This window comes from Bradyrhizobium sp. T-12 (assembly GCF_058314695.1).
Genome location: NZ_JBZFQJ010000002.1, coordinates 592,358 through 615,842 on the forward strand (window position 1 = coordinate 592,358; position 23,485 = coordinate 615,842).

At 59.7% G+C, this 23,485-nt stretch carries 24 protein-coding genes; 14 read left to right on the plus strand and 10 right to left on the minus strand.

Annotated elements, in window-relative coordinates; all coding sequences use genetic code 11:
- Positions 1-39: 39 nt before the first annotated feature.
- A complete protein-coding gene (locus AC0WRY_RS37125) occupies positions 40-927 on the minus strand; it encodes a LysR family transcriptional regulator (protein WP_128930033.1) in 888 nt (295 codons plus the stop codon).
- Positions 928-1,035: 108 nt separating this feature from the next.
- Between AC0WRY_RS37125 and AC0WRY_RS37130 the strand changes: the two genes are divergently transcribed.
- Positions 1,036-1,464, plus strand: a complete 429-nt coding sequence (locus AC0WRY_RS37130) for a DoxX family protein (RefSeq protein WP_128930032.1) — start codon at positions 1,036-1,038, stop codon at positions 1,462-1,464.
- A gap of 269 nt (positions 1,465-1,733) precedes the next feature.
- On the opposite strand, the gene AC0WRY_RS37135 is transcribed toward AC0WRY_RS37130, so the two are convergent.
- Both AC0WRY_RS37135 and AC0WRY_RS37140 read right to left on the minus strand, forming a co-directional pair.
- A complete protein-coding gene (locus AC0WRY_RS37135) occupies positions 1,734-2,672 on the minus strand; it encodes an SDR family oxidoreductase (protein WP_128955140.1) in 939 nt (312 codons plus the stop codon).
- Between the two features lie 62 nt (positions 2,673-2,734).
- The gene (locus AC0WRY_RS37140; RefSeq protein WP_128930030.1) at positions 2,735-4,348 is read right to left on the minus strand and encodes an acyl-CoA synthetase; all 1,614 of its coding nucleotides are present in this window, start codon (positions 4,346-4,348) and stop codon (positions 2,735-2,737) included.
- A gap of 154 nt (positions 4,349-4,502) precedes the next feature.
- Between AC0WRY_RS37140 and AC0WRY_RS37145 the strand changes: the two genes are divergently transcribed.
- The 7 genes from AC0WRY_RS37145 (at position 4,503) to AC0WRY_RS37175 (ending at position 11,371) form a co-directional block, all read left to right on the plus strand.
- Positions 4,503-5,666 (plus strand): ABC transporter substrate-binding protein, encoded by a 1,164-nt coding sequence (locus AC0WRY_RS37145; RefSeq protein WP_128930029.1) that lies wholly within the window; start codon positions 4,503-4,505, stop codon positions 5,664-5,666.
- Positions 5,667-5,669: 3 nt separating this feature from the next.
- Complete coding sequence (locus AC0WRY_RS37150) at positions 5,670-6,533, plus strand: branched-chain amino acid ABC transporter permease (RefSeq protein ID WP_128930028.1); 864 nt, start codon at positions 5,670-5,672, stop codon at positions 6,531-6,533.
- Positions 6,530-7,447: a branched-chain amino acid ABC transporter permease gene (locus AC0WRY_RS37155; RefSeq protein WP_128930027.1), complete on the plus strand. Its 918-nt coding sequence runs from the start codon at positions 6,530-6,532 to the stop codon at positions 7,445-7,447. Before AC0WRY_RS37150 ends, AC0WRY_RS37155 begins: the two co-directional genes overlap by 4 nt.
- Positions 7,448-7,510: 63 nt before the next feature.
- Positions 7,511-8,263, plus strand: a complete 753-nt coding sequence (locus AC0WRY_RS37160; protein ID WP_128930026.1) for an ABC transporter ATP-binding protein — start codon at positions 7,511-7,513, stop codon at positions 8,261-8,263.
- Positions 8,256-8,978 (plus strand): ABC transporter ATP-binding protein, encoded by a 723-nt coding sequence (locus AC0WRY_RS37165; protein WP_232995550.1) that lies wholly within the window; start codon positions 8,256-8,258, stop codon positions 8,976-8,978. Before AC0WRY_RS37160 ends, AC0WRY_RS37165 begins: the two co-directional genes overlap by 8 nt.
- 69 nt (positions 8,979-9,047) lie before the next feature.
- Positions 9,048-10,208, plus strand: a complete 1,161-nt coding sequence (locus AC0WRY_RS37170; protein ID WP_128930024.1) for a cytochrome P450 — start codon at positions 9,048-9,050, stop codon at positions 10,206-10,208.
- A 5-nt stretch (positions 10,209-10,213) separates the two neighbouring features.
- Positions 10,214-11,371 (plus strand): cytochrome P450, encoded by a 1,158-nt coding sequence (locus AC0WRY_RS37175; RefSeq protein ID WP_128960202.1) that lies wholly within the window; start codon positions 10,214-10,216, stop codon positions 11,369-11,371.
- Here the strand turns inward: AC0WRY_RS37175 and AC0WRY_RS37180 are convergent.
- Together AC0WRY_RS37180 and AC0WRY_RS37185 are read right to left on the minus strand one after the other, a co-directional pair.
- Positions 11,346-12,083, minus strand: a complete 738-nt coding sequence (locus tag AC0WRY_RS37180; RefSeq protein WP_164933590.1) for a TetR/AcrR family transcriptional regulator — start codon at positions 12,081-12,083, stop codon at positions 11,346-11,348. The genes AC0WRY_RS37175 and AC0WRY_RS37180 overlap by 26 nt on opposite strands.
- A gap of 172 nt (positions 12,084-12,255) precedes the next feature.
- A complete protein-coding gene (locus AC0WRY_RS37185; protein ID WP_164938228.1) occupies positions 12,256-13,248 on the minus strand; it encodes a DODA-type extradiol aromatic ring-opening family dioxygenase in 993 nt (330 codons plus the stop codon).
- A gap of 175 nt (positions 13,249-13,423) precedes the next feature.
- On the opposite strand from AC0WRY_RS37185, the gene AC0WRY_RS37190 reads away from it, so the two are divergent.
- From AC0WRY_RS37190 to AC0WRY_RS37210, 5 genes are all read left to right on the plus strand, one after another.
- Complete coding sequence (locus AC0WRY_RS37190; protein WP_128930020.1) at positions 13,424-14,422, plus strand: amidohydrolase family protein; 999 nt, start codon at positions 13,424-13,426, stop codon at positions 14,420-14,422.
- 20 nt (positions 14,423-14,442) lie between these two features.
- Complete coding sequence (locus AC0WRY_RS37195; RefSeq protein WP_128930019.1) at positions 14,443-14,832, plus strand: RidA family protein; 390 nt, start codon at positions 14,443-14,445, stop codon at positions 14,830-14,832.
- Between the two features lie 35 nt (positions 14,833-14,867).
- On the plus strand, positions 14,868-15,488 hold the full coding sequence (locus tag AC0WRY_RS37200; RefSeq protein ID WP_210326182.1) for an RraA family protein: 621 nt from the start codon (positions 14,868-14,870) through the stop codon (positions 15,486-15,488).
- 16 nt (positions 15,489-15,504) lie between these two features.
- A complete protein-coding gene (locus AC0WRY_RS37205) occupies positions 15,505-16,170 on the plus strand; it encodes an RraA family protein (protein ID WP_128930018.1) in 666 nt (221 codons plus the stop codon).
- 313 nt (positions 16,171-16,483) lie between these two features.
- The gene (locus AC0WRY_RS37210) at positions 16,484-17,278 is read left to right on the plus strand and encodes a GGDEF domain-containing protein (protein WP_128930017.1); all 795 of its coding nucleotides are present in this window, start codon (positions 16,484-16,486) and stop codon (positions 17,276-17,278) included.
- Between the two features lie 406 nt (positions 17,279-17,684).
- Here AC0WRY_RS37210 and AC0WRY_RS37215 read toward each other — a convergent pair whose 3' ends face one another.
- The 5 genes from AC0WRY_RS37215 to AC0WRY_RS37235 form a co-directional block, all read right to left on the minus strand.
- Positions 17,685-19,157 carry a benzaldehyde dehydrogenase gene (locus AC0WRY_RS37215; RefSeq protein ID WP_491123545.1) on the minus strand — a complete coding sequence of 491 codons (1,473 nt, stop codon included), beginning with the start codon at positions 19,155-19,157 and terminating at the stop codon, positions 17,685-17,687.
- A 49-nt stretch (positions 19,158-19,206) separates the two neighbouring features.
- Positions 19,207-19,749, minus strand: coding sequence for a hypothetical protein (locus tag AC0WRY_RS37220; RefSeq protein ID WP_128930016.1), 543 nt, complete (start codon positions 19,747-19,749; stop codon positions 19,207-19,209).
- A gap of 110 nt (positions 19,750-19,859) precedes the next feature.
- Positions 19,860-20,228: a hypothetical protein gene (locus AC0WRY_RS37225; RefSeq protein ID WP_128930015.1), complete on the minus strand. Its 369-nt coding sequence runs from the start codon at positions 20,226-20,228 to the stop codon at positions 19,860-19,862.
- Between the two features lie 1,484 nt (positions 20,229-21,712).
- Positions 21,713-22,435 carry an MFS transporter gene (locus tag AC0WRY_RS37230; protein ID WP_128930014.1) on the minus strand — a complete coding sequence of 241 codons (723 nt, stop codon included), beginning with the start codon at positions 22,433-22,435 and terminating at the stop codon, positions 21,713-21,715.
- Positions 22,436-22,458: 23 nt separating this feature from the next.
- Positions 22,459-22,836 carry a hypothetical protein gene (locus AC0WRY_RS37235; RefSeq protein WP_128930013.1) on the minus strand — a complete coding sequence of 126 codons (378 nt, stop codon included), beginning with the start codon at positions 22,834-22,836 and terminating at the stop codon, positions 22,459-22,461.
- Between the two features lie 58 nt (positions 22,837-22,894).
- On the opposite strand from AC0WRY_RS37235, the gene AC0WRY_RS37240 reads away from it, so the two are divergent.
- Positions 22,895-23,137 (plus strand): hypothetical protein, encoded by a 243-nt coding sequence (locus AC0WRY_RS37240; protein ID WP_128930012.1) that lies wholly within the window; start codon positions 22,895-22,897, stop codon positions 23,135-23,137.
- Positions 23,138-23,485: the final 348 nt, after the last annotated feature.

Sequence of the window (23,485 nt, forward strand, 5' to 3'; positions counted from 1 at the left end):
AGTAAAGTTGATGCCGCAGCAGTCACGCTTTTGGCCCGGCTATCTCAGTCGCTTATCAGCAGCGATGAAGTCGATAAATGTCCGGACCTTGGCTGAGAGGTATTTGCGCGTCGGATAAACCGCGAACAATTGGCTTTCGAAGATGCTCTGCTCCGGCAGCACTTGTTCCAGGCGCCCGGCGGCGAGATCCTCGCTGATCAGCCATTTGGGCAGCACCGCGAGCCCCATGCCTTCCAGGGCGGCCAGGTGCAGCAGAGTCTCGTTGCCGCTGAGCAAAACGGGGTTGAATTTGATAGTCTGCGTCCCACTTTCGCCCTGGATGGTGATACTCTCGCCTGGAGAGTGCAGCGCATAGTGCAAGAGGCTGTGTCCGGACAATTCAGCCAGATTCTTCGGGCGCTTTGCGCGATCGAGATAAGCGGGCGTGGCAACCATATAAAATGGGACCCTTGTGATCGGCCGCGCGATCAATGCCTCGTCAGGCGTGCCCGTCGCACGCAAGGCCAGGTCAAAACCTTCCTCGACCAGATTGACCAATCGTCCACTGAGATCGATGTTCAGCCGCACCTGTGGATAGCGAGCCTGATAGTCTGCCAAGACTTTCGAAAACTTCGGATTGGCCATCCAGACCGGTGCGGTTAGCCGCAATGTGCCGCGAGGAACTACGGTCACGTTGCTGACGGCCGCCTCTACCTCATCCAGGGACTCGAGCATTTGACGCGTCTGCTCGAAATATAATGCGCCGCTTTCGCTCAGGCTGACGCGTCGGCTCGTGCGGTTGAGCAGCCGTGAGCCCAGACGCTTCTCAAGCTGCATCACATGCTTACTCGCCATGGCGGGCGAGATGCCCAGCCGCTCTGCCGCGGCTGCAAAGCTCTTGAGCTCGGCAACCAGGCAAAAGACCTTCATGCTGACCAGCGTATCCATTCAGATCATCAACATATAGGAAATGAATCCATCCCAAAACAGATAATGATCCAAAATCGTGAAGCGACCAAACATGGTGACAGCCCTGTGATCGTCGGAGTGCCTGCCATGTCCACCGCCACCGCCCAAGCCGCCCCGCGGGAACGTCCCCTATGCGTGAGCCTTTGGATCGCTCAAGCCCTCCTCTTTTGCGTGTTCGCTTCGTCCGGGCTCGCGAAGCTGTTCATGCCGATTCCGCAGTTAGCGGCAATGATGCCATGGACAGGTCAGCACTCTGAAGCATTTGTCCGGGTCATCGGACTGATCGACCTCGCCGGAGGAATTGGCGTTCTCGTGCCTGCGTTAACCCGGATTATGCCGCGGCTGACAGTGCTTGCCGCGCTTGGCTGCTCCGTGTTGCAGGTCTTCGCTATCGTTTTTCATGTCTCTCGCGGCGAGGCCGAGCTCACGCCTCTCAACTTCATCTTGCTGGCCCTTAGCGTCTTTGTTGTCTGGGGGCGCGGGCGCAAGATACCGGTCGCGCCGCGCCGATCCTGATGCCGAGCTCCTAACCAGCCATGGCGGTGCTTCCCGAAGGCTCTCAGGGGATCGATTGGCGTCGAATTATCCCGGCGGCACGCTCCCACGATGCAGCTTCGCTCATCGCAGCATGTCTTCGCCCCTCCAAATGGATGGTAGCAGCAATCAGCCTCAGGCAAACCGGGTGTCCAGTTGCGCGCCACTTAAAGCGTTTCATGAGTACGATATAGCGGAGGTCCCGCTGGGCAATGATCCCTAGATCTCCATCGCGCGAGGGCGCTTTAGGCCTATATTCCGAACAGCAAGGCTTGCCGATGTTCGGCCAGCCATTCGCTCAAGGAGACGGGCATCCGTCCTAGGGTGCGCTCAACGAAGTCATTGCGCGCCCAAACCACCTCGTTCTGTTCTTCGTACTGGAAGAAATCCCAGAGATAGTGCAGCCGGATCTCTCCGAGCTCCCGGTACGCCTCGAAGAAGCCCGCTCTGCTGCCGTCGTGAACAATTCTTTCCTGAAAAACCTTGGTCATGAGATCGGCGACGTCGCTGAACCTCAGTATGTCCTGTCCGTTGTTCAGAGTGTGAAATTGACCAATGTGCCGATGATTGCTCGACAGGAAAAGACGTCCGGCCACTTCCGCAATGTCGCGTGGATCGATATAGGGAATCAAGCGTTCGGGCCAGATCAGCTTTCGCTCCTTCCTCAAGCCGTCCTTCATCCAGTAGAAGTTGTCCATGAAGGTTGCGCCGATGTTCAGGTAGGTGACAGGCAGACCGCTTTCGTCGAGGATTTCTTTTGCGATGGGGTGTTGGATGGGTAAACCAAGACCATGCTCGCGGAGAGACTGAGGAATTCGCCTTCGATTCGCTTCGGGTTGTAGGCCGACAAGACGTATAACGTGAACGGCGGACCTTGCCTTCTTGAGCAGGACAACGAGATTTGTCATCGCGTCGGCCTCGTTCGTGCCGCTTCTGGTCAGTACGAAGATTCCTTCCATTCCGTCGACCGCCTTCTCAAGCGATGCGAGATCAAAATAGCTGGCAATGACGACCTCCGCATGCGGGTGCTCGCGGCGAAGGACGTCACAATTGGCGGGATTGCTTGTTACGAGGCGCAGCTTGATCTGCGGCGCCTCCTCGCGCAAGAAGTGCGCAAGTGGGCCGCCGATATGAGCCGCTGCACCGAAAATGAGAATCGTGCTCGGAATCTTCTTCTGACCGTGTCGCATTAACAGACCTCAATAAACCCTGGCGAAGGCCCCAACCTGCCGCGAGCGGCTGGGTGGCCGCCTCAAGCCCCGAAGTTTTTCTGGATCGCCTTGTCGAGCGTCTCGCCGCCGATGAAACGCTGGCGCAATTCCCGCTTGAGCAGCTTGCCGGACGGATTCTTCGGCAGGCTGTCGACAAAGATCACGCGCTTGGGCACCTTGAAATGCGCCATCGATCCCGCACAATGCGTGATGACGGCATCCTCGTCGAGCTTCTCGCCGCTCTTAACCACGACAATCGCGGTTACGGCCTCGATCCAGTGCGGATCGGGCAGGCCCACGACGGCGACCTCGGAGATCGCCGGGATCTTGTAGATCATCTCCTCGACCTCGCGGCTGGCGACATTCTCGCCGCCGGACTTGATCATGTCCTTCACGCGGTCGACAACGGTGATGTAGCCCTCGGCATCGACGGTGGCGAGGTCGCCGGAGTGGAACCAGCCGCCAGCGAAAGCCGCCGCGGTCTTCACGGGATCGTTGTAATAGCCCGACAACAGATGCGGCGAGCGGTGTACGATTTCGCCGATCTCGCCGACGCCAACGTCCTCCATTGCCGTGTTGACGACGCGGGTCTCGACGTTGATGGCGGGTTTGCCGGCGGAGCCCGCCTTGCGGAGCTGGTCCTCGGGCGTCAGCACGGTCGCAAGCGGCGCGATCTCGGTCTGACCGTAAAAGTTCCAGAACTTGACGTTGGGCAGGCGGCGCTGGAGCTCGAGCAGCACCTCCACCGGCATGATCGAAGCGCCGTAATAGCCCTTTTGCAGCGACGACAGATCGCTCTTGTCGAAATTTGGCGAGCGCAGCATCGCGATCCAGATCGTCGGCGGCGCGAAGAAGCAGGTGATCCCGTGCGCCTGGATCAGCGCCAGAATGTTGTCTGCGGTCGGCTTGCCCGTGATCACGCCGGAGGCGCCGAGATAGACTTGCGGGCCGAGGAAGACGTCGAGCTGAGCGCAATGATAGAGCGGCAGCGCGTGCAGCACTTTATCGTCGGCGCTCATGCCGCCGTCGATGATGCAGCTCACATACTGCCACATCACGGCTTCATGGCTCAGCATCGCACCCTTGGGCAGGGATTCCGTGCCCGAGGTGTAAACAATCTGTGCGAGATCGCGGCTGTCGACGGAGGCCTCAAACAACGAGCTGTCGGCATCGAGAAGATCGTCGAAGCTGGTGAGGCCCGCCGGCTGCGCAGCGGGATCCTCGCCCGGCAACCAGATGAGCTTCTCCACCGCGCAGCCCTTACTGCTCGCGGCGCGTGCGGCCTCGACGAAATCGGGGCCGGTCGCGAGCAGCCTGGCGCCGGAGCTTTTCAGGATGAAATTGATCTCGTCGGGATTGAGCATGAAGTTGATCGGCACCAGCACCGCGCCGATCCGCGCTACCGCGAAGCGCAGCGCCGCAAAGGCATGCGAGTTGCGCGACAGCACGGCGAGACGGTCGCCCTTCCCGACGCCGAGGCCGGGTAGGCCACGCGCCAGTCGATTGCAGATCGCGTCCAGTTCGGCAAACGTCCAGCGCACCGCGCCGCAGCTCAAGGCTAGCTTGCTCGGCTCGCGGGCAGCCGAGCGGCGCAAGAGATCGCCAATCGAATGCTCGCGGGCTTTCGCGATCGTAACTCCGATATCTGCGTTCATCTCCCCTCCCTTGTGCTCGCTTCTGTCAGACCGTGTCCTGCTAGGGCAGCCCCACCGGCCTCGCGCTATCTTGCATATATTTTCCATATGGTCTAATTTGTATCAAGGGTCCGGGAGAGACCCCGCATGATCAGTCTAAGGGAGGATAAGCGGCATGATCGCCAGGATCGCAATCGTGGCCGCGGCCATGTTGGCCGTCAGCATTCAGGCAAAGGCCGACGACCGTCCGCTGAAGATCGGCTGGCTGATGAGCTATACCGGGCCGGGCGCCGCGGCCGGCGCCGCGTCCGATGCCGCGATCCAGGTGTTTTTCCGCAAGTTCGGCACTACGGTCGCCGGTCGCAGGATCGAGATCATCAAGCGCGACACGACGGGACCCGCACCTGACGTGGCCCGCCGCCTGGCCCAGGAGCTGATCGTCAGCGAGAATGTCGATTTCCTCGCAGGAATGGACTACACGCCCAACACAATGGCTGTTGCGCCGCTATCGACCAGCGCCAAGGTGCCCCTCCTCATCGTCAACTCGGCAACTTCGGGCATCCTCGCCAAGCATCCCTTCGCCGTTCGGTTCGGCTTCACGACCACCGAAATGGCGCAGCAGCTCGCGCTCTACGCCGCCAAGCAAAAGCTGAAATCCGTATATACGTTCGTGCATGAATACGAGCCGGGCCTCGATGCGGAGGCGATGTTCGTCCGTGAATACAAAGCGGCCGGCGGCGTGATTGCCGGATCTGTGCGGGCGCCGCTCAAGGCCACGGACTTCTCCGCCTATATCCAGCGCATCAAGGACGCGAACCCGGATGGCATCTTCGTGTTCATGGCTGCCGGCGAATTGACGCCGATCTTTCTCCGCCAGTTCAAGGAGGCAGGGCTGGATCCGGCCAAGATCATCGGCATCGGGGACATCACGGACGAATCGTCACTACCTGCCGCGGGCGAGGCCGCTCTCGGAGTTGTTACGGCCTTCCATTACACCCCGACGCATGATTCGGAGGTCAACCGAGAGTTCGCAGCCGCGTTCAACGCGGTCGCGCAGGGCCGGCCGCTCGGTTTCATACCGGTCGTCAGCTACGACGTCCTGCGTGCCATCTATACGGTCGTTGATGCGCAGAAGGGCGATCTCAATCCCGAGCGCACGATCGAGCTTCTGAAGCAAACAAGATTCGAAAGCCCGCGCGGCCCGATTGCGATCGACCCGTCGACCCGTGAGATCGTGCAGAACATCTACTTCCGAAGGGTCGAGAATCGGGACGGACAGATGGTCAATTTGGAGTTTGCGACCATTCCCGACGTCAAGGATCCTGGATCGGCGCGCTAGATCATGGTCGGCTTCGTCAACGTTCTGATCGGCGGCATCGCTTATGGGTTCGTGCTGTTTCTGATGGCTGGTGGCCTCTCCATCACGCTCGGGCTGATGGGCTTCGCCAATATGGCGCATGCGGCGCTGGCCATGGTTGGAGGCTACACGGCGGCATTGCTGATCGGCAAGGCCGGGTGGCCGTTCCTTGCGGCGGTGGCAGCGGCTGCCGCCATCGCGGCCGCCGTGGGTGCGATCCTCGAGCGCAGCCTTTTCCGGAGACTGTACGAGGCCTCGGAGCTGGAACAGGTCCTGCTGACGATCGGCGTCGTCTACGTGTCGATTGCCGCAGCCACCTATCTGGTCGGTCCAGAGCAGATGGCGATCGCGGTGCCTTCATGGCTGGACGGAAACGTCCGCATCGGCGCTGTCGAGGTCAGCCGCTACCGGCTTTTTCTGATCGGCTTCGGCACGGCACTTCTTCTGTCGCTGCTTGTTCTGATCGATCATACGAATTTTGGCGCCAGGATAAGGGCGGCCGTTTTCAACCGGCGGATGACGGCATCCTGCGGCATCGACGTCGCAAGACTGTACGCCCTCGCCTTCGCTCTCGGCTCCGCGCTTGCTGGACTAGGCGGCGCGCTCAGCGTGAAGCTCCTTGGCCTCGACCCGAACTTCCCCATCAAATTTCTGACGGAGTTGCTGATCGTGGTCAGCGTCGGCGGGCTCGGCTCCTTGCGCGGAACGTTTGCCGCCTGCCTCATGTTCGGGGTCCTTGACGTGGCCGGGAAATATCTGCTTCCGGAGATCGGCGCGTTTATCATCTATGCAACGGCGCTTTCCGTCCTGACGGTGCGCCCGCAAGGCCTAGCCGGCCGTCCGCAATGAGCGACATCACTCTCGACCTCGCGCGAACTGCGGTGCGCTTTCGCGCCAGATGGACCTTGGTCGAGCTGGTCTTTTGGATCGCTGCAGCGGCCTGCTATGTCCTCTTTCCCGGCAAGCTCGTCCTTCTCACACAGATCCTAATCGGCGGCCTGTTTGCGATGTCGCTCGATCTGTTGCTCGGCTATGGCGGGATTCCGTCCTTCGGACATGCCGCCTTTTTCGGACTCGGCGCCTACACGGCGGGATTGCTCGCTGCGCATGGCTGGGGCGAGCCGATCTCCGGCGTTCTTGCTGCCGGGCTCGTGACCGGCGCTCTCGGCTTCGCCTTCAGCACGCTGATTGCAAAAGTCCGCGGCGCCGCAGTGCTCATGGTGACGCTTTGCATCGGGCTTCTGCTCTATGAAGGCGCAAGCCGCCTGCCTTGGCTCACCGGCGGCGACAGCGGTCTCCAGGGAATCGAGATGTGGCCGCTGCTCGGGCTGTTCGAGTTCGATCTCTTCGGCCGAACCGCGTTCTGGTATGCCTATTGCAGCGCATTGACGCTTTATCTTGTCGCCCGGCGTTATGTCCACTCGCCGGAGGGTCTCGCGCTGCAGGCCATTCGCGAGAACCAGACCCGCGTTCCGATGCTCGGCGTCTCCATCACACGGCGCAAGATGATCGCTTTCACGATATCGGCGGCGAGGCGCGCTGCTGGCGCAGACCACACAGATCGTCGCACTGGAAACGTTGAGCTTCGAACGATCGGTGTCGGCCCTCGTCATGCTGATCGTCGGCGGAATTGGCACGCTTATCGGCGGCTTCATTGGGGCTGCCGCGTTCATCTGGATGCGCGACCTGCTGTCGACGGTCAATCCTGTATATTGGATGTTCTGGCTCGGCCTGGTGCTGATCGCGATCGTGTTGACGGCTAGAGGCGGCCTACTCGGCGTCGTGAGCCTGGTTCGGAGCAAGATCGTGCGCTGGAGGCGAGCGAGATGACGGTTGCCGCGCTCCAGACACGCGACCTTTGCAAGCAATTTGGCGCCTTGAAGGTCACCAATGCCGTCAGCCTCGTGCTAAAGGCAGGCGGTCGACATGCCCTGATCGGGCCGAACGGCGCCGGCAAGAGCACGCTGATCAACCTGCTCACCGGCGTGCTGGCCCCGAGCAGCGGCAGCATTCTGCTGGAGGGCGAGCCAATCGATCGATTGAGCACCGATCAGCGTGTCGCACGCGGATTGGGGCGGACTTTCCAGATTAACGCCCTGTTCCCGCATCTGACGCCGCTGGAATCGATCATGCTCGCGGTCGCCCGGCGCCGCGGACGGCTTGGCAGGCCTCTTCAGGCCTTACATCGGCAGCCCGACACCACGGACGAGGCGTATGAGTTGGCGCGTTCGGTCGGGCTTGACCGCGACTGCCTGCGGCGGACTGCCGAACTATCTTACGGTCGCCAGCGCCTTGTGGAGATTGCTCTCGCCCTCGCCGGCCGTCCCCGCGTGCTGCTGTTGGACGAGCCGGCGGCGGGAGTTCCCGCCGGCGAGAGCTTTGAGCTGATGCAGGCTATCGAATCCCTCCCCGATCAGATCGCCGTTCTCTTCATCGAGCACGACATGGATCTGGTCTTTCGTTTTGCCGACACGATCACCGTTCTCGTCGCCGGTTCGGTATTTCGCCAAGGCAAGCCCGGCGAGATCGCGACCGACCCGGAGGTGCGGCGGATTTATCTCGGAGATGACCGTGACTGAGCCGCTGCTCGAGGTCGACCAGCTCAACGTGGGCTATGGTGAAGGAATCGTCATCAGCGGACTGTCCTTCGCGATTGAGGCCGGCGGCTCTCTTGCGGTTCTGGGCCGAAACGGGGCCGGAAAATCAACCCTGATGCTCGCCCTTGCGGGTCATCTCACGCCCCGCTCGGGGCGAATTCGTTTTCGCGGCAACGAGATCGCCGACCTAGCGCCACACCGGCGATGCCGACTGGGCATCGGGTGGGTGCCGCAAGGCCGCGAGATATTCGCCCCCCTCACTGTCGAGGAGAACCTGCAGATTGCCGCGACGAACGGACCTTGGACAATCGAGCGCATCTTCGAGATGTTTCCAAGTCTGAAGGCACGTCGCACCAATTTCGGAGATCAGCTGTCGGGCGGCGAACAGCAGATGCTGGCGATCGGTCGAGCCCTGGTGACGAACCCGCGCTTGCTGCTGCTCGACGAGCCGCTCGAAGGCCTCGCCCCCGTCGTCGCGCAGGACGTCGCGCGCTGCATCACCGCGATCACCGAGACCGAGAGCATGGCGGTCATTCTGATCGAGCAGCACGCAGGCTTCGCGCTCAGGCTGGCGCGGCAGGCGATCATCCTGGAGCGCGGCATTGCCGTTCGCAACGGAGAAAGCAGCGCTATTGCGGCGGATCGCGGTGCCCTCGAACAATATGTCGGCATCCGCAAACCCGGTCGCGCCGCGTAGCCGAAGGCTTGCTCATTATACTGTCCATATGGTAGATTTAGCGTAATAATAATTTCCTGGGAGAACCACATGGCCTTTCGTTTCGATCCCGAGGAGCGGAACTTCGTGGACGACCCCTATCCCACCTACAAGGTGTTGCGCGACGACCATCCGGTCTATCTGCACGAAGGGAGCGGGTTCTACATCATCACGCGAAACGAGGACGTGGCGCGCATCCTCAACGACTACGAGGTCTTCTCTTCGGCGCGTGGCAATGCGCTGGTCGATTCACCCTTGCGGGTGGGCAGGACGCTCGGATCGACCGATCCGCCGCGTCATGACGAACTTCGCCGTGTGGTGATGAAGGGCTTCACGCCCGCGCGCATCGAATCCATGCTGCCCGCCATTCAGCGCGACGTCGATCGACTGCTGCACAAGTTCGGCACCCGTCGTGAGTGCGACTTCATGGCAGATATCAGCAGGCCCATCCTCTATGGCGCACTCGGGCGGATGCTCGGGTTGGACGGCGAAGCTGCGGACCGGGCGGCGGATTTGTCGCGGGACATCTTTCATACCGATACGGGACCGATGGGCCCGGCTGCGAGGCCGGGCTTGATGGAAGGGGTGTTTGAACTGCTCACCGAGCAGCTCGAGCGACGTCGCAAGGACCGCAGTGACGATCTGTTCTCGTTCCTGCTCGACGCACAGGAGGGGGGAGCACCACTTTCCGACGGCGAGATTCTGGGCAACATGTCGACCGTCCTGCTCGCGGGCAACGCGTCCATCGGGCATTATTTCTCTAACTTGATCTACGCGCTCTGGACCAATCCGGACGAGCGTCGCAAGTTGCAGGCCGATCCGGCCCTGCTGGATGCCGCCGTGAACGAAGGCGTTCGCTGGGATACGTCAACCCAGGCTTTCGGACGGCAGACCACGAAGGAGGTCAAGCTGCACGGAATCGCAATTCCGGCAGACAGCCGGCTCGTGGTCTGTTTCGCGGCCGCCAATCGCGACGAACGCGCTATCCCGGATCCGGACCGCTTTGACATCAGCCGGCCAAAGACCCGGCATTTTGGCTTCGGCTCCGGCCCCCATATCTGCCTTGGGGCGCCCGCAGCACGGGCCATGATGCGAACGGTCATGACCCCTCTGCTGCCGGCGCTCGGCGACTATGAGCTCGACGTCGCGAACGCCGAACGCGTCGCTCACATGATGGTACGCGGCTTTTACAAGCTGACGATCCGCTGGTGAACGAGGTGAGCGAGTTCGACCTCACCGGCAATGGGTTTCTCGATGACCCCTATCCGACCTATCGTCGCCTGCGCTCCGAATGTCCGGTCTATCATTGCCCTACCACAAAGCTCTGGTTCGTGAGCCGCTATGCGGATATCGCCTATGCACTGAACAATCCCGTCCTGCTCTCGTCCTCCGCCGGGAACGCCCTCAGCGATTCTCCGCTGCGCGTGGGCAAGACGCTCGGCTCGATCGACCCGCCACGGCATGACGAGCTTCGCCGGATCATCATGCGGGGACTGAGCCCGGCGCGTATCGAGCTGGTTCTGCCCTGGATCCGCGATACTCTCGCTAAGGGCCTGGAAGCGCTTGGCACCCGGCGCCGATGCGACTTTGTCGCCGAAGTGAGCCGCCCGGTGCTGTTCGGCGCGCTAGGCAGGATGCTGGGGCTGGGACCCGATTCGGCGCAGCGCGCAGCCGAGCTGTCGGAGCGTTTATTTCGCGGGAATTCCGGCCCCGCGGGGCCTGCGCTCTCCGAGGAAGAACGCGCCAAGGTCATTGCGCTGCTGTCCGAGGAGTTGGAACGCCGGCGTGTCGAACGTGGGGACGATCTCTTCTCGGTCCTGATCGCTGCTCAACAGGATGGAGCGCCCCTCACGGATACCGAGATCGTCGCAAACATGATGACCGTGCTCCTGGCCGGCAATGCCTCCATCGGCCACTTTCTACCCAACCTGGTCCATGCGCTCTGGCGCCACCCCGAGCAGCGATCGCGCATCCTGGCCGATCAGAGCTTGGTCGAAGCTACCATCGAAGAGGGTGTGCGCTGGGATACCTCGACACAGTGTTTCGCGCGGATCACTTCCAGCCCGGTCGCCCTCAGCGAAACCGACATTCCAGCAGGCAGCCGGGTGGTGTTGCTTTACGGCTCCGCCAATCGCGATGAGAGCGCAATTACAAATGCCGAGACCTTCAATGTCGACCGGGGCAAGGTTCGCCATTTCGGCTTCGGTTCGGGGCCGCATATTTGCCTCGGCGCCCCCGCGACACGCGCCATGCTCCGCACCATTCTGCCGAAAGTGCTGAGCACTTTCGGGGACTTCGAGATTGACCTCGCCCGCGCAGTTCGTGTTCGTCACCTGATGGTGCGCGGCTTCAGGAGCTTGCCGCTCGCTTGGTAACGCGTTTTGCGTCTTTGTTTCGCGGAGCGAGCTTACGCCGGCGAGGTTGCTCTGCCGGCTCGCGGAAAAACAGCGCGCAGCAGGTGCGGATGTGCTCATCAACGAATTTCTTTGAAAAAGGCGAGTGGCCCATCACCTGCTGGACCTCGGCCGAAAGCATGAAGATACGCGTTACCGCACCGATGAACAGATACTGGAGATGATAGGGATCGCCCTCGACGTAACGGTCTTGCTTTTGAGCCGCACGGATGAGCTTCGCGACGACGTTGAAATAGTTGCGGACCCGATCTTCGACTAGCCAGGTCAGCCGTTCGCTCTCGCGCTTTCCCTCGTGTGACATCAGCCAATGGAAGTTCGGATTGGCAGCGGCGAAGCGGATGAACTGCTCCTGGAGAACCCTGAGCTGTCCCACCTCGTCCTGCTTAGAGACGCCGGCAAGGTAGTCTTGGAAGTGCCGGCTGAAATTCACGCTCGTCGTTGATAGGACGGCGCGCCAAAGCCCGTCCTTGTTCTTGAAATGATAAGTCACGAGCGGATGCTGAACGCCGGCCTTGGCTGCAACCGTCCGTGTCGACGCTCCCTCAAAGCCACGCTCGGCGAATTCCTCGAAAGCGGCCTCCAGGATCCGTTCCCTTGTGTCGAGGGAACGCTGCTGGCGCCGGCGCTGATTCACGACCTCGTCGAGGGTTTCCTTGGTCAGATCCGTCGCCAAAACAGCTCCGCGTGGCATGCCATGTCCGCACGAAGCCTATCCGCCGGAGCGACCGGTTTGTCAACACCGCGCCCGACGCGCACAAGCGGAACACACAGACCGGAGCGACACAGGCGTGAACTCCGCCGGCAAGTCGCCTCGCCGGCGGCAGTCGCTCGCTGTGCCGGGAAATTTAGGACCAGACGGCGAAGCCGATACCCGTGCCTGTACCGGCCGGGGTCCTATAGCCTGGATAGTATTCCGTCCAGTCGTTGTCGAGATGCTCGGACATGCCCGCGACCATCACCCAATTCAGGAGTTCCGAAGAGCCGGAGTTCAACTCTCCCCTGGTCAGCGACTTGAGGACGGACACGTCCTTGCGCTTGATCGCATCGAGCACCTTGCGATCGAGCTTCTCGTCCACGACAAAATGGCTCAGGCCGCCGCTGGCCACCACGGCCACTCGGGCATCCAACTTCGACCGTGAAATGAGGCTCGCGATCGCCTGTCCGACGCCATAGGCGCGTCGTGCCGTCGGGGCATTGGGCGGAAAGTAGGTGTTCAGCAGGACCGGCAGAACCGGAATGGACTTTCCCTTGAACAGCCGCTCGATGATGAAGCCGTAGGCATGGCCGAATCCGGCCTTGTGCGGGTCATCCACCTTCGCTGCTGCTCCGATGTCCACGTCGTTCTCGATCAGACCATGGATCAGCTCGCGGGCGAGCTCTGGACAGCCCGGAAACGTATGGACTGCATCCATGGCATATCCCTTCATGACCGTGCCGATCCAATTCGGCGTCTGCGGCGTGAGATGGCGCTCATGCGTCAGGATCTCCTCTCCATAGAAGATGGAGATTGCGGGCATGTTGGATAGGCTGAACAATTCGGCCTGATCGTCCCCCACGATCAGCACGACGTCGGGTGCAACCTGCGCCAGGCGGTCGGCCATGTAATCCAGAGCCTTCTGCGATGCGGCCTCGATCTCCAGGAACTTCGCCTCGGTCGCCAGCGCCGCATAAGGAGCGCCGTTTTCGCGGGCGAGCTCGTCGTAGGACACATAGCGGCCATCGGAGAGATTGAGAGCTTTGTTCTTGAGATCGTCAGCCGCGCGCTCGCTCCAACGCTTTCCCTCCAGCGCGAGCATGGGGGTGTGCGACGCGGCGAGGCCGAGAACGATTTTCGCCATTGGACATTTCCTCTCTTTTAATTTTACCAGATGGACTATATTGCTACGAGCGATCGCGAATGGCAATCGCCTCGACGCAATTCCCAGGGCTTGCGACGGTCGCTTTTTAATTATACCATGTGGAAGATTTAGTGGTCGCAAGACCCGCGCTATCCATCCAGGGAGAAATGTCCGCATGATCATCGACGCCCACGCGCATCTCGTCGCGCCGCCGAGCTTCTACGCCCATCGCGGAAATCTCCAGGTCGCGCGCGGCCAATACGGCATCTATCACGCCAAGATCCCGGATGCAGAGCTTGAGAAATCAGCAGCCCAGAACGTGCAGATCATGGACGGCGTCGGCACCGACATCCAGGTTCTCTCACCCCGGCCTTTCATGATGCTGCATGGCGAGAACCGCTGGGACGACATCGTCAGCTGGGCGCAGGACAACAACGACATGATCGCACGCACGATCAAGTTGCACCCCAAGCGCTTCCGCGGCGTGGGCGGCCTGCCTCAAGCGACGGGCGTGCCGGTTGAAAAGATGTTCGACGAGATCAAGCGGTGCATCAACGATCTCGGCTTTCTGGGCGTGTTGATCAATCCCGATCCTTCGGAGGGGGCCGGCAAGTCGCCGCCGATGGGCGATTCCTATTGGTATCCCCTATACGAATTCCTCTGCGAGCACGATATCCCTGGTCACATCCACAGCTGCGCCTGCTGCGGCCGCGAAACGTATGACGAGCACTTCATCACGGAAGAGAGCCTTGCCATCACCTCGATCTCCCGGTCCGACGTGTTCAAGCGCTTTCCCAGCTTGAAGCTGCTGATCAGCCATGGCGGCGGCTCCGTGCCGTATCAAGTCGGTCGCTGGCGCTCGAATCGCCAAATGTTCGCCGCCGCCTCGGGGGCGAAGGCCGAGACTTTCGACGAGACGCTCAAGCGCTTCTGGTTCGATACGGTACTGCACTACAAGAAATCGCTGGAGCTGCTGTTCGACGTGGTCGGCGCCGATCGGTGCGTCTTCGGCACCGAGCGGCCGGGCAGCGGCGGCGGCATCGATCCAAATTCGGGCAAGCCCTATGACGACATCAGGCCGGTAATCGAATCGATCACCGAGATCAGCGAAGCTGACAAGAAGGGCATTTTCGAAGGCAACGCGCGCCGTCTGTTCGCGCGGCTTGACGTCTGACCGGTTGGGGAGGAGCAGCAATGACTGCACGCCGCAGCATCGAAATCGAAGGCTTCAGCCATGGCGCTCAGCCGATACCCGCAGCGTCTCGCGTCGGCAATATCGTCATGACCGGCGGTGTCTATGGGTTGGATCTCGCGGCAGGAAAGATTCCTGACGAGGTCGAGAAACAGGTTGAACTGATGTTCGACAATCTCAAGCGCATCATGGCGGCAGCCGGAGGTGCGATGGATCGCATCGTCAAGATGACGGTTTACGTCAAGGTTCCGGAAGCCCGACCGGCCGTCAACAAGCATTGGCTGGAAGCGTTCCCCGATGCAGCTTCGCGACCTGCACGGCATACATTCCAGAACGATCATCTGCCGGCCAACATGCTGGTCCAATGCGATGCCATGGCGGTTCTCGAGTGACCACCTCAACGACATCTGACATTGTCGCCAGACTGATGGAACTCGACACCTGCGCGGTGTCCGACGCGCTCGACAAGCTCAACTTGCCGGGCGCTGTCATCGGAGTCTCGGCCCTCACCGGCCCGACGCGAGTCGCCGGACGAGCCGTTACGACGAAGCTCGGCGCACCTCTGCCGAACCTCCCGAAACGCCACCTCGGCGCGGGAGCGGTGATGGCGGCAGAACGTGGCGACATCATCGTCGTCGAGCATCGCGGACGGACCGATGTGTCTGGCTGGGGCGGCCTGCTCAGCCTCGGCGCCGTCAAGAAGGGCGTTTCCGCTATTCTGATTGACGGCGCCTGCCGAGACCTTGATGAAAGTCGCGCGCTCGGGCTTCCGGTCTTTGCGCGCGCAGCCGTACCCGTGACCGCTCGCGGCCGGATCGCGGAGCATTCGTTCCAGGAGCCGATCACGTTCGGCAACGTCGCCGTCAAGCCGGGAGACTATGTCCTAGCCGATGGCAGCGGCGTGGTGTTCGTCGACCAACTCCGCGCCGAGGAGATCATCGCTACGGAGCCGAGGACATTTTTGGGCGCGAGCGGGCGATGGCGGCAGCCATCGATCGCGGCGAAGCGATCGGCAACGTCATGGCCGGGAACTACGAAGATATGCTGAAAGGGTAGCGCAGCAAATGACACAGGACGCGGCTGAAAACCTCAAGACATTCGGGGTGACGACCCTGTCAGATGCACTGGATCGACTGGGCATCGAGGGGCAGTGTCTCGGGATCATGCCGTTTGCGCGCTCGATGCGTCTTGCCGGCCCGGCCTTTACGATCCGAATGCTACCGACCGGCCAGAGCGGCGGTTCGGTCGGCGACTATATCGATGATGTGCAGCCCGGCCAGATCGTCGTCATCGACAATGACGGTCGCATGGACGCCACGGTCTGGGGCGACATTCTGACCCTGGTCGCCGACCGCCGCGGCATCGGCGGCACCGTCATTGACGGCGTCTGCCGCGATATCGACCGCAGCATCGAACTCGACTATCCGATCTATGCCCGGGCCAACACGATGCGGACTGGCAAGGATCGCGTCACTGCCGACGCCTACAATGTGACCGTGCAAATTGCCGGTATCCGCATCGCGCCTGGCGATTGGCTGGTCGGGGATGGCGACGGCGTGATCTGCATCCCGGCGAGCCGCGTCCAAGAGGTGATCGAAGTCGCCGGACAGATCGCAGCCGCAGAGGAGAAGATCCGCGAAGCCGTGCTGCGCGGCGATCGCCTCGACGAGACACGGAAGAAGTTGCGCTACCATGCGCTGCAAACGCGCGAGAGCGGCGCCAAGGCTTGAATTTAGAGACGCGTCTGCTCGGCAGACGATGGCTCGGCTTTGCGATTCACGCAGTTTCTGGCTTCAAGGAAGCTGCAGGCGGTCTAGAGGCCTGCCAATAGTGGAAATTAGCCCATGCATGTTGCGCATACCGGTCGTGGCAGCGGGCCTGCGCCGGGCGCGTGCCGGCAGGCGACTCGACAGGAGAGCGTCAATGCCTATTTCTGGCTCCGAATTTAACCTCCTGTTAGTAACGCTGTTAAGTCCCCAAGCATTTTAAGATGACGACCAGTCGATCCCTCCTAGGCTTTCAAAAAGTCACGGAGCGCGATTGATGAATGATCCCTTAATGACGTTGGGAGATGTGTACCGTCGGACGGTTCGCGACGTTGCGATCGGGCTTGTCTTAACTGTTCCGCTGGTTTGGCTAGCATACGCCTATCTGTTCGGACCGGAGGGCAACGTGAGCAGCCTTTATGCGACAGGTTGCGTCGCTCTGCTTGGTACGCTCGCCTCCATTGGAATTGGAGGCGCCATGAGCCTGCGCAGCAACCTGCTGCAGCAAAAGTTGATCGCGACCCAGGCCGAGCTCCTAAGACTTTCGAGAGTTGACCAACTCACCGGTCTCTTGAATCGAAGAGGATTTAACGAGGTTGCAGCCAAGGCTCTCGCAGAGGCATACGATCGTCACCTTCCCGCTATAGGCTTGATGATGGATATCGATCGGTTCAAGGGCATAAATGATCAATACGGTCATGATTTCGGTGATGCGGTGCTGGTTGAAATCGGGGACGTGCTCAAGTCGTTCGCGAAGGAGCATAGCCTCGTGATTGGCAGGCATGGAGGCGAAGAATTCGCGGCGCTGCTGTTGGGCGTATCTCCGAGCGATGCAGTTTTACTCGCTGAGCAGTTGCGGCAGGCTTGCGGGCAGAGAGAAGTTGCCCGAAATGGTGCCTTGACCAAGGTCACGGTTAGCATTGGGCTGGCGGTTTCCAAGGGAAGCGAGGGATTGTCGAAAGTACTTGGCCTTGCAGACGAAGCTTTGTATCGCGCCAAGCGTGCAGGGCGAGATCAGGTTTCGGTGCGCTATAGCGATACCATTGGCGTTTCCGCTTTGGGCTTCACCTAATCGTAGCAACCGCACTCTTTCTCCACGCGCGCGCAGCAGCCTCACTTGGCGCGAACTCCGAGACTCTAACTGCTGCTGGATGAAAATTCAGTGGCAGGTCAAGCCGCCGCGAGCGAGCGCTTCCTGCTATTGCTCAAAGCTAAGATCGGGATGGCCAAGGCTTTGGCCAATCTACCCAAAAAAGATTTGCGTGTGTCGAAGACAGACGTTGATCGAGCTTTACGAGTCCGGATCAACTCGATAGCCTTCGAACAGATCTTGCCTTGATCCGAAAAGAGAGGCCGTACTCTTGGTAGTAGAGTACGGCCAAGTGGGAGGGAGCTTGGTGAACACTCCGCCGGGAACTTAGAGAAACAATCAGCGCCACGGGCGCATTGGTCATTCAGTCAGTGATCGAGTGTCGAGTTTAGAGTGAATAGGGCTGCAGCTCAGCTTTGATCGTCACCCATTGCCATTGAGTGAACTCTTCCCAGTTAGCGATACCGCCGATCGATGTGCCATTGCCCGATGTGCCGGAGCCGCCGAAGGGATTGACCACATCGTCGTTGATCGTCTGATCATTGATGTGTAGCAAACCCGTTCGTAATTGCTCGCCAATTGCCATTGCCCTGCCGATGTTGCGCGAGATGATCACAGCAGAGAGCCCATATTCGGTATCATTCGCCATTTGCCCGGCCTGTACATCCGTCTCAAATGGGACAAGCACCGCGACCGGAGCGAAGAGCTCGTCACGATAGGCCGGATTGGTGGGTGAGATCTCCGCCAGCACGGAGGGCTGAAGAAACAGGCCCTCCGCCTTGCCTCCCGTTAGCAGCCGAGCTCCCTCGGTGACGGAGCGGTCAATCAGGGTTAGTGCATGATTTAGCTGATGCTGATTGATCATCGGACCGAGGGCAACGGAAGGGTCGAGAGGGTCGCCAACTTTCAAAGTCTTCGCATATCTGACGAGCGCATCGCTGAAAGCGTCGAAGATGTTTCTCTGCACGAGAATGCGTCCAGCGCTCATGCAAACTTGTCCTTGATGAAAGAACGCCGAAAAGGCGGCGGCACGAACGGCGGTATCCAGATCTGCGTCGTCTAGGATGATAAGTGAGTTCTTGCCGCCAAGTTCGAGGGACACCTTCTTGAGATGCTGTCCAGCCACCTGTCCGACCATTCGCCCCGCCCTGCTCGACCCGGTAAATTGGATCATCGCCACATTGGGGTCCTTGCACAGAGCCTCACCAGCATCCTCTCGACCGGGCAGCACCTGAAGAACGCCTTTCGGCACACCCGCCAATTCGAAGAGGCGCGCAATAACGAAGCCACCACAAATAGCAGTCCGCAGATCCGGCTTGACTACCACCGCGTTTCCGACGGCCAGGGCCGGCGCAATGGCGCGCTCGGCAAGGTAGAGCGGGAAATTGAAGGGTGATATCACGCCGATCACCCCGAGTGGGCGTCGCCGCACGAAGCTGATGCGCCCTCCCGGGCTTGGAAGCACGTTCCCTTGAGCTTGCGAGGGCATCGCAGCCGCAAGCCGGATTGCTTTGAGCGTACCTGCGAGCTCGATCTCAGCCTTCAAGCGGACCGCGCCGCTCTCTCGCATGATCCAGGTGACGATGTCATCCCTATAACGCTCGCCGACTTCGCACGCCTTTAGAAGTATGTTTTCGCGTGCATCTGGCGCCGTCGCGGCCCACGAGACCTGCGCCTGCCGTGCATTCGCAGAAGCGCTCCCAATGTCGACCGCGCTTGCAAGACCAACCTTACCAATCACCGCACCGGTCGCAGGTTCGACTGCCTCAAAGGCGGATTTGCTAGATGACCATTCGCCCGTGAAGAATTGCCCAGTCAGCACCGAGCCTGCCACGATGTTGTCGCTAACCATTTCTTTCATTCTCCAAAATGTCCCGGGTCAATTGGCGTCGAGCACGCTCGACTGCTTCTCAAGAGCCCTCACCTGAACGGCGGGGGCGGATTGTCCAGGTGCACTTCAGCGCAGCATGATAGGGACAGCCAGCCCATGCCTGATCCTCGGCATGACGTCCGATAAAGTAGGATGGAAACTGTTCATCAAGGACATTGATCCGATTACGCAGCTTCTTCCTGTTTTCCGCCGGCATACTGCTCCTTTGTTCCATGTAGCTGATCCGCGGATCAGGAAGGAGCGTCTTTGCAATCCAGGCCACGCAGCCCAACGATCGCGGTATGAGTACTTGAGCCAAGGGATGCGCCGGCGGAATGCCATGCGCCTTCAGCGTCGAAGGCAGCGCCATTGATCGCAACATCTGGTGACCCAACCACCGCAAGCCTGGCGGAAAATAGCGATAGCTGAACTGATCGAAGAGCGCGTTGACGATCAGATTCCCTCTCTCGGTCACTGATCGCTCCCTGCTTTCGAAATCCCGGCAAAATGCAACGAGACCGTCCCAGTCCTTAGGATACCCGTGTAAAGGTACGCCACCTTCGGCGACGAATAGCTTTGCCATCTCACCCCAAAACTTGTGAGCTGCTATTTTTGCTTCTCGTTGAAGCCCTTCAATCCCATCGCCTTGAATGCCAGATCCATGGCGATCGCCGTGAAGGCAAGCGTGTAGATCTAATCTTCGTGATCAGAAAAATCGCCCGGGTACTGTTTGGCATAATGGGCGTGGAGCTTGTTGATGTTTTCGACGGATTTGATGGTGCGATCGTCCTGAGGACCGTAATACCACCAGGTTGTGTTGTTGATTCCGGTCTGTTCGGCGCGATGAGTGGCTCTATAAAGAAGCTTTCCGCCATCCTCGCGCCAAACGGCCCGAGCGCCCCACTCAGTCACTACGAAGTTGGGAAATGTGAAACAATACGAAAAATTCTGTATGAAATCCGTCAGGCCGTAACAGCTGGATAGCCGCCAAATTTCAGCATAATCGACGTGCGGATCGAGTTGCTCGATCCTCCTGTTGATCCACTTGTAGCCCTTCTTCATGATCGTTACTCCGCCATTCCATGACTTCGCGGCTTGGCGCGGAGCTCGGCTTGTACAAAGAGCCGCATCGCATACGCAGGGAGTCGACCGGCGTTTCCCCAATGCGCGCAACCAGTAGCGCAGACACGAACTTCAAACTGATTTTGCAAAGGCGATTGAGCACCTAGGCGGCGCTCTTGCAAAATGCGGTGCCGCGACAACTCGTGCCGGGGCCCTGCGCAAGCTGCGGGAGGAGCTTGCCGGCGGCTGTGCATCGACTTGAGTGAGAAAAATCGAAAGCGCGCGGAAACAGGCGACCAATCGGGACGTCGCTCGAAATGAGCTACTCGGTCAAGCGAACCAAATGTTGGCTGATCCTTAAGACCAGCACACACAATCCGGACGCTCCGACTTGAGCCTGACGGAGCCTTCGACTGCTCGAACAGGCGGACTAAGCCCATCGGACGGATCCTCCTATATGTCAGTTTTGACTTATAGTAAGAATACATCAGGTTATCGCATATGGCAATCCTTACATATTACCTGCCGGTGGACCAACCTTATGTTTTTCTGTTTCTGCTCAGCAAAGCGGAATTCCCGAATGCGGGGCGGCGAGGTGTGTACCGCGCTCGCCGATTGCCTGATTGAAAGGTATGAACGCGAAGAATTCGCCGTGGCAACCGCCGAGCAGTAGCGGCAAACAAGAAGGTAGGAAGAAGTTACCACGATTGCCCTATCGAACCTTAGTCGGCATCGACGTGATCACGGATGGCGCGATGGCCGCCTAGGCGATGAGACTTCCCTGGCGATGCGGTCACTTTATTCGGCGAAAGGATCGTAGACTTCGCACTTCATGCGAGCTTAGACGGAGGTGCCTCCGTCGATGTTCTTGCGCAGCTCCGAGGAAAGAACGTCCGGACTTGTGTTGAACGTTAATATCTGACTTAACGATGCGACCAGCGAGTGTCGTCGCGAAAACCGAACAACGAAATGGTCAAACATCAGATTAATGCTCACACCTTTGGTCAACTCGAAGAACCGAGACTGACATCCGAGATGTTGTTGTCGATAGCAAAGCTCGCAACCCTGCTCCAATTCGAACCATGCCGTCTCCGGAGCCGGCGGATCATTATCAGCTGAATGCCGCCCTCTCGGCAAAAGCGATCATGGCGACTGCGCCTTATGTGCATGTCGCGGAAAGGGTCGTGATTGTGCCTGACGCAATCACCCTATTCGGCGTAACAGCGGCGAGAGAGCGTCCCCGCGAGAACGTATTGGCGGAGAGGCCTCTTTGAGCCCGGCCCCTATACCTCTTTCGACATCTCTCGCTCGCACCGGTGCCAGGCACCTGGGGAATTTGCCAAAGGGGTTGCGTCGAATTGGATAAAAGCGAATGAGAACTTGGCTGCTCGCAGAAACTAGATCGGCATCTCAACGTCTTTCAGCATTTCGAATCCGCGCGTAGCGTTGGCTCTCGTCAGGCTCCGGCAAGCCAAGAGATCTGCCTACTGGTTTAGCTGCGGCAACGGCTGGATAGCGGATGTGGCTCTCTGTGATGCAGCAATGAAGCAGCAGAGAGCAATGAGATCGACGGCCGCTGCCGCCGACCCGAGACCAAGATAGCCAGTCGTCTGGACCAATGTCCCGCCCAGGAGCGGTCCAATCATGTTGCCGACCAACATGGCTGGGGTCGCAGCAACCGCGCGCCCGGTGAGATCAAGGCGCGCGAGATGCCCGAAGACAAAAGTATGCGTGAACAACATTATGAACGGGAAAACGACCGCTCCGACCGCATACGGCAAGAAACCGCTAGAGCAAGAGATTAGGACAGCTACCGCTCCCTGCAGCAGGGTTCCAGTCATCGCGACCCGCATCGGCGGAAGCCGCTTTTGGAGAAACGCGGCGAGCAGGGTCGGTGTCATAGCCACCAGACCTAACGTGACCAGAACGCTTTGGATCTGGACAGGCGACAGTCCGCGATCGGTGCCCATCGGTTGTAGGAAACTGAATATCATTGCCTGGACGAGCGACATCAGGACGATTCCAGTGATAATGAACCACACAGGGCGTGTGAATCCAGCGGCATCCCTGACGAGGTCTTCGCTGATGGAAGCAGAGGGAAAGAAGAAAGTCGCTATTGCGGCTGCCACGGCCGTAACTGCGGCAAAGACCTCAAAGATGGCTGGTGGACCGAATTTCGTGATGAGAGTCGCCGATGCGCCGAGCAATATTACCGCGAAGACTCCAAGCGTTAACCCCCCCATTGCAAAGACACGATGTGGGTTATCCGTGCGACTCCTGTCGCCAATCCAGCGACGAAGTGGCCAACTGCCAGAATGCTAAATTCGGTGAAGCCGGCCATCACATAGAAGGTCCCGGCACTGATGCCGAAGCCCAGCGTCGGCATCCAGCGCCCCGGAGCGCGATGGAAGAATGGCGATAGTGTAACGCTTGCAAAGACCATGGCTCCTAGAAAGAGGGTCGGAAGCGCCCCCGCTCGCGCCGGTGAAAACGCATATTCCGAGATCAGAACACCGACCCAAATCGGAAGTGCGGGCTGGTCTATCATCCCAGCCATGTGCCCTGTCACTAATGAAATCTTTGACCCCAACGAGTTAATCTGCGCCATTTTTTCCTCCCGTATGATAGTCGGCCCTCGTGAATTGCAGCTCCGCACCGATGCAGGCATGATGAAGGCATCCGACAGCTATGGAGAGCCGCGACGCTCGCTCCCCACTGCCATCGAAACTCTTGAGCTGCCGGCGCGCGCCTCACAGAGTGCTTTGCTATCCATCGAGAGCATCATGGATGAGAGCTCTAGACGGGACGATTGCCCGTTGCTTCAACTAGCCATCGCGGCCAATTACCAATGGCATCTGCACAAAGCGCAGCTGCTTGCGAAAATGGCTTCACCGTTGATCAGCAATTGAGGATACCCAGCACCGGTCAGAGCGTTTGGTGCAGAGTTCGGACGTCATTCCGAACAGGTCAGGTGCGTCCACCCCCGAGCGGCAATTCACGGCCTTCCTCCATATGTCATTTATTACTTACTGGCTAGCAGGCATGAACATATATGTCAAATCTGACGTATGGATGCGCGTGGCCGGCAACTATGCAGAACCGCAAAGAGCGCCAGATTTGAAGCTTGGGGCTTTTGTTGTGCCCACGAGAATACGCCGATTGGGACGGCTGATGTCGTCGCATTCGACAACGTCTGGCAGGAGAGCAGACCTGATAAGAAGGTCTACGACATTGCTAGCAGTGGTCTTGTTCTCGAC

Coding starts and splice junctions, on each gene's coding strand:
- AC0WRY_RS37125 (WP_128930033.1), bottom strand. CDS start 927: ATGGATACGCTGGTCAGCATGAAGGTCTTTTGCCTGGTTGCCGAGCTC.
- AC0WRY_RS37130 (WP_128930032.1), top strand. CDS start 1,036: ATGTCCACCGCCACCGCCCAAGCCGCCCCGCGGGAACGTCCCCTATGC.
- AC0WRY_RS37135 (WP_128955140.1), bottom strand. CDS start 2,672: ATGCGACACGGTCAGAAGAAGATTCCGAGCACGATTCTCATTTTCGGT.
- AC0WRY_RS37140 (WP_128930030.1), bottom strand. CDS start 4,348: ATGAACGCAGATATCGGAGTTACGATCGCGAAAGCCCGCGAGCATTCG.
- AC0WRY_RS37145 (WP_128930029.1), top strand. CDS start 4,503: ATGATCGCCAGGATCGCAATCGTGGCCGCGGCCATGTTGGCCGTCAGC.
- AC0WRY_RS37150 (WP_128930028.1), top strand. CDS start 5,670: ATGGTCGGCTTCGTCAACGTTCTGATCGGCGGCATCGCTTATGGGTTC.
- AC0WRY_RS37155 (WP_128930027.1), top strand. CDS start 6,530: ATGAGCGACATCACTCTCGACCTCGCGCGAACTGCGGTGCGCTTTCGC.
- AC0WRY_RS37160 (WP_128930026.1), top strand. CDS start 7,511: ATGACGGTTGCCGCGCTCCAGACACGCGACCTTTGCAAGCAATTTGGC.
- AC0WRY_RS37170 (WP_128930024.1), top strand. CDS start 9,048: ATGGCCTTTCGTTTCGATCCCGAGGAGCGGAACTTCGTGGACGACCCC.
- AC0WRY_RS37185 (WP_164938228.1), bottom strand. CDS start 13,248: ATGGCGAAAATCGTTCTCGGCCTCGCCGCGTCGCACACCCCCATGCTC.
- AC0WRY_RS37190 (WP_128930020.1), top strand. CDS start 13,424: ATGATCATCGACGCCCACGCGCATCTCGTCGCGCCGCCGAGCTTCTAC.
- AC0WRY_RS37195 (WP_128930019.1), top strand. CDS start 14,443: ATGACTGCACGCCGCAGCATCGAAATCGAAGGCTTCAGCCATGGCGCT.
- AC0WRY_RS37200 (WP_210326182.1), top strand. CDS start 14,868: ATGGAACTCGACACCTGCGCGGTGTCCGACGCGCTCGACAAGCTCAAC.
- AC0WRY_RS37205 (WP_128930018.1), top strand. CDS start 15,505: ATGACACAGGACGCGGCTGAAAACCTCAAGACATTCGGGGTGACGACC.
- AC0WRY_RS37210 (WP_128930017.1), top strand. CDS start 16,484: ATGAATGATCCCTTAATGACGTTGGGAGATGTGTACCGTCGGACGGTT.
- AC0WRY_RS37215 (WP_491123545.1), bottom strand. CDS start 19,157: ATGAAAGAAATGGTTAGCGACAACATCGTGGCAGGCTCGGTGCTGACT.
- AC0WRY_RS37220 (WP_128930016.1), bottom strand. CDS start 19,749: ATGGCAAAGCTATTCGTCGCCGAAGGTGGCGTACCTTTACACGGGTAT.
- AC0WRY_RS37225 (WP_128930015.1), bottom strand. CDS start 20,228: ATGAAGAAGGGCTACAAGTGGATCAACAGGAGGATCGAGCAACTCGAT.
- AC0WRY_RS37235 (WP_128930013.1), bottom strand. CDS start 22,836: ATGGCGCAGATTAACTCGTTGGGGTCAAAGATTTCATTAGTGACAGGG.
- AC0WRY_RS37240 (WP_128930012.1), top strand. CDS start 22,895: ATGATGAAGGCATCCGACAGCTATGGAGAGCCGCGACGCTCGCTCCCC.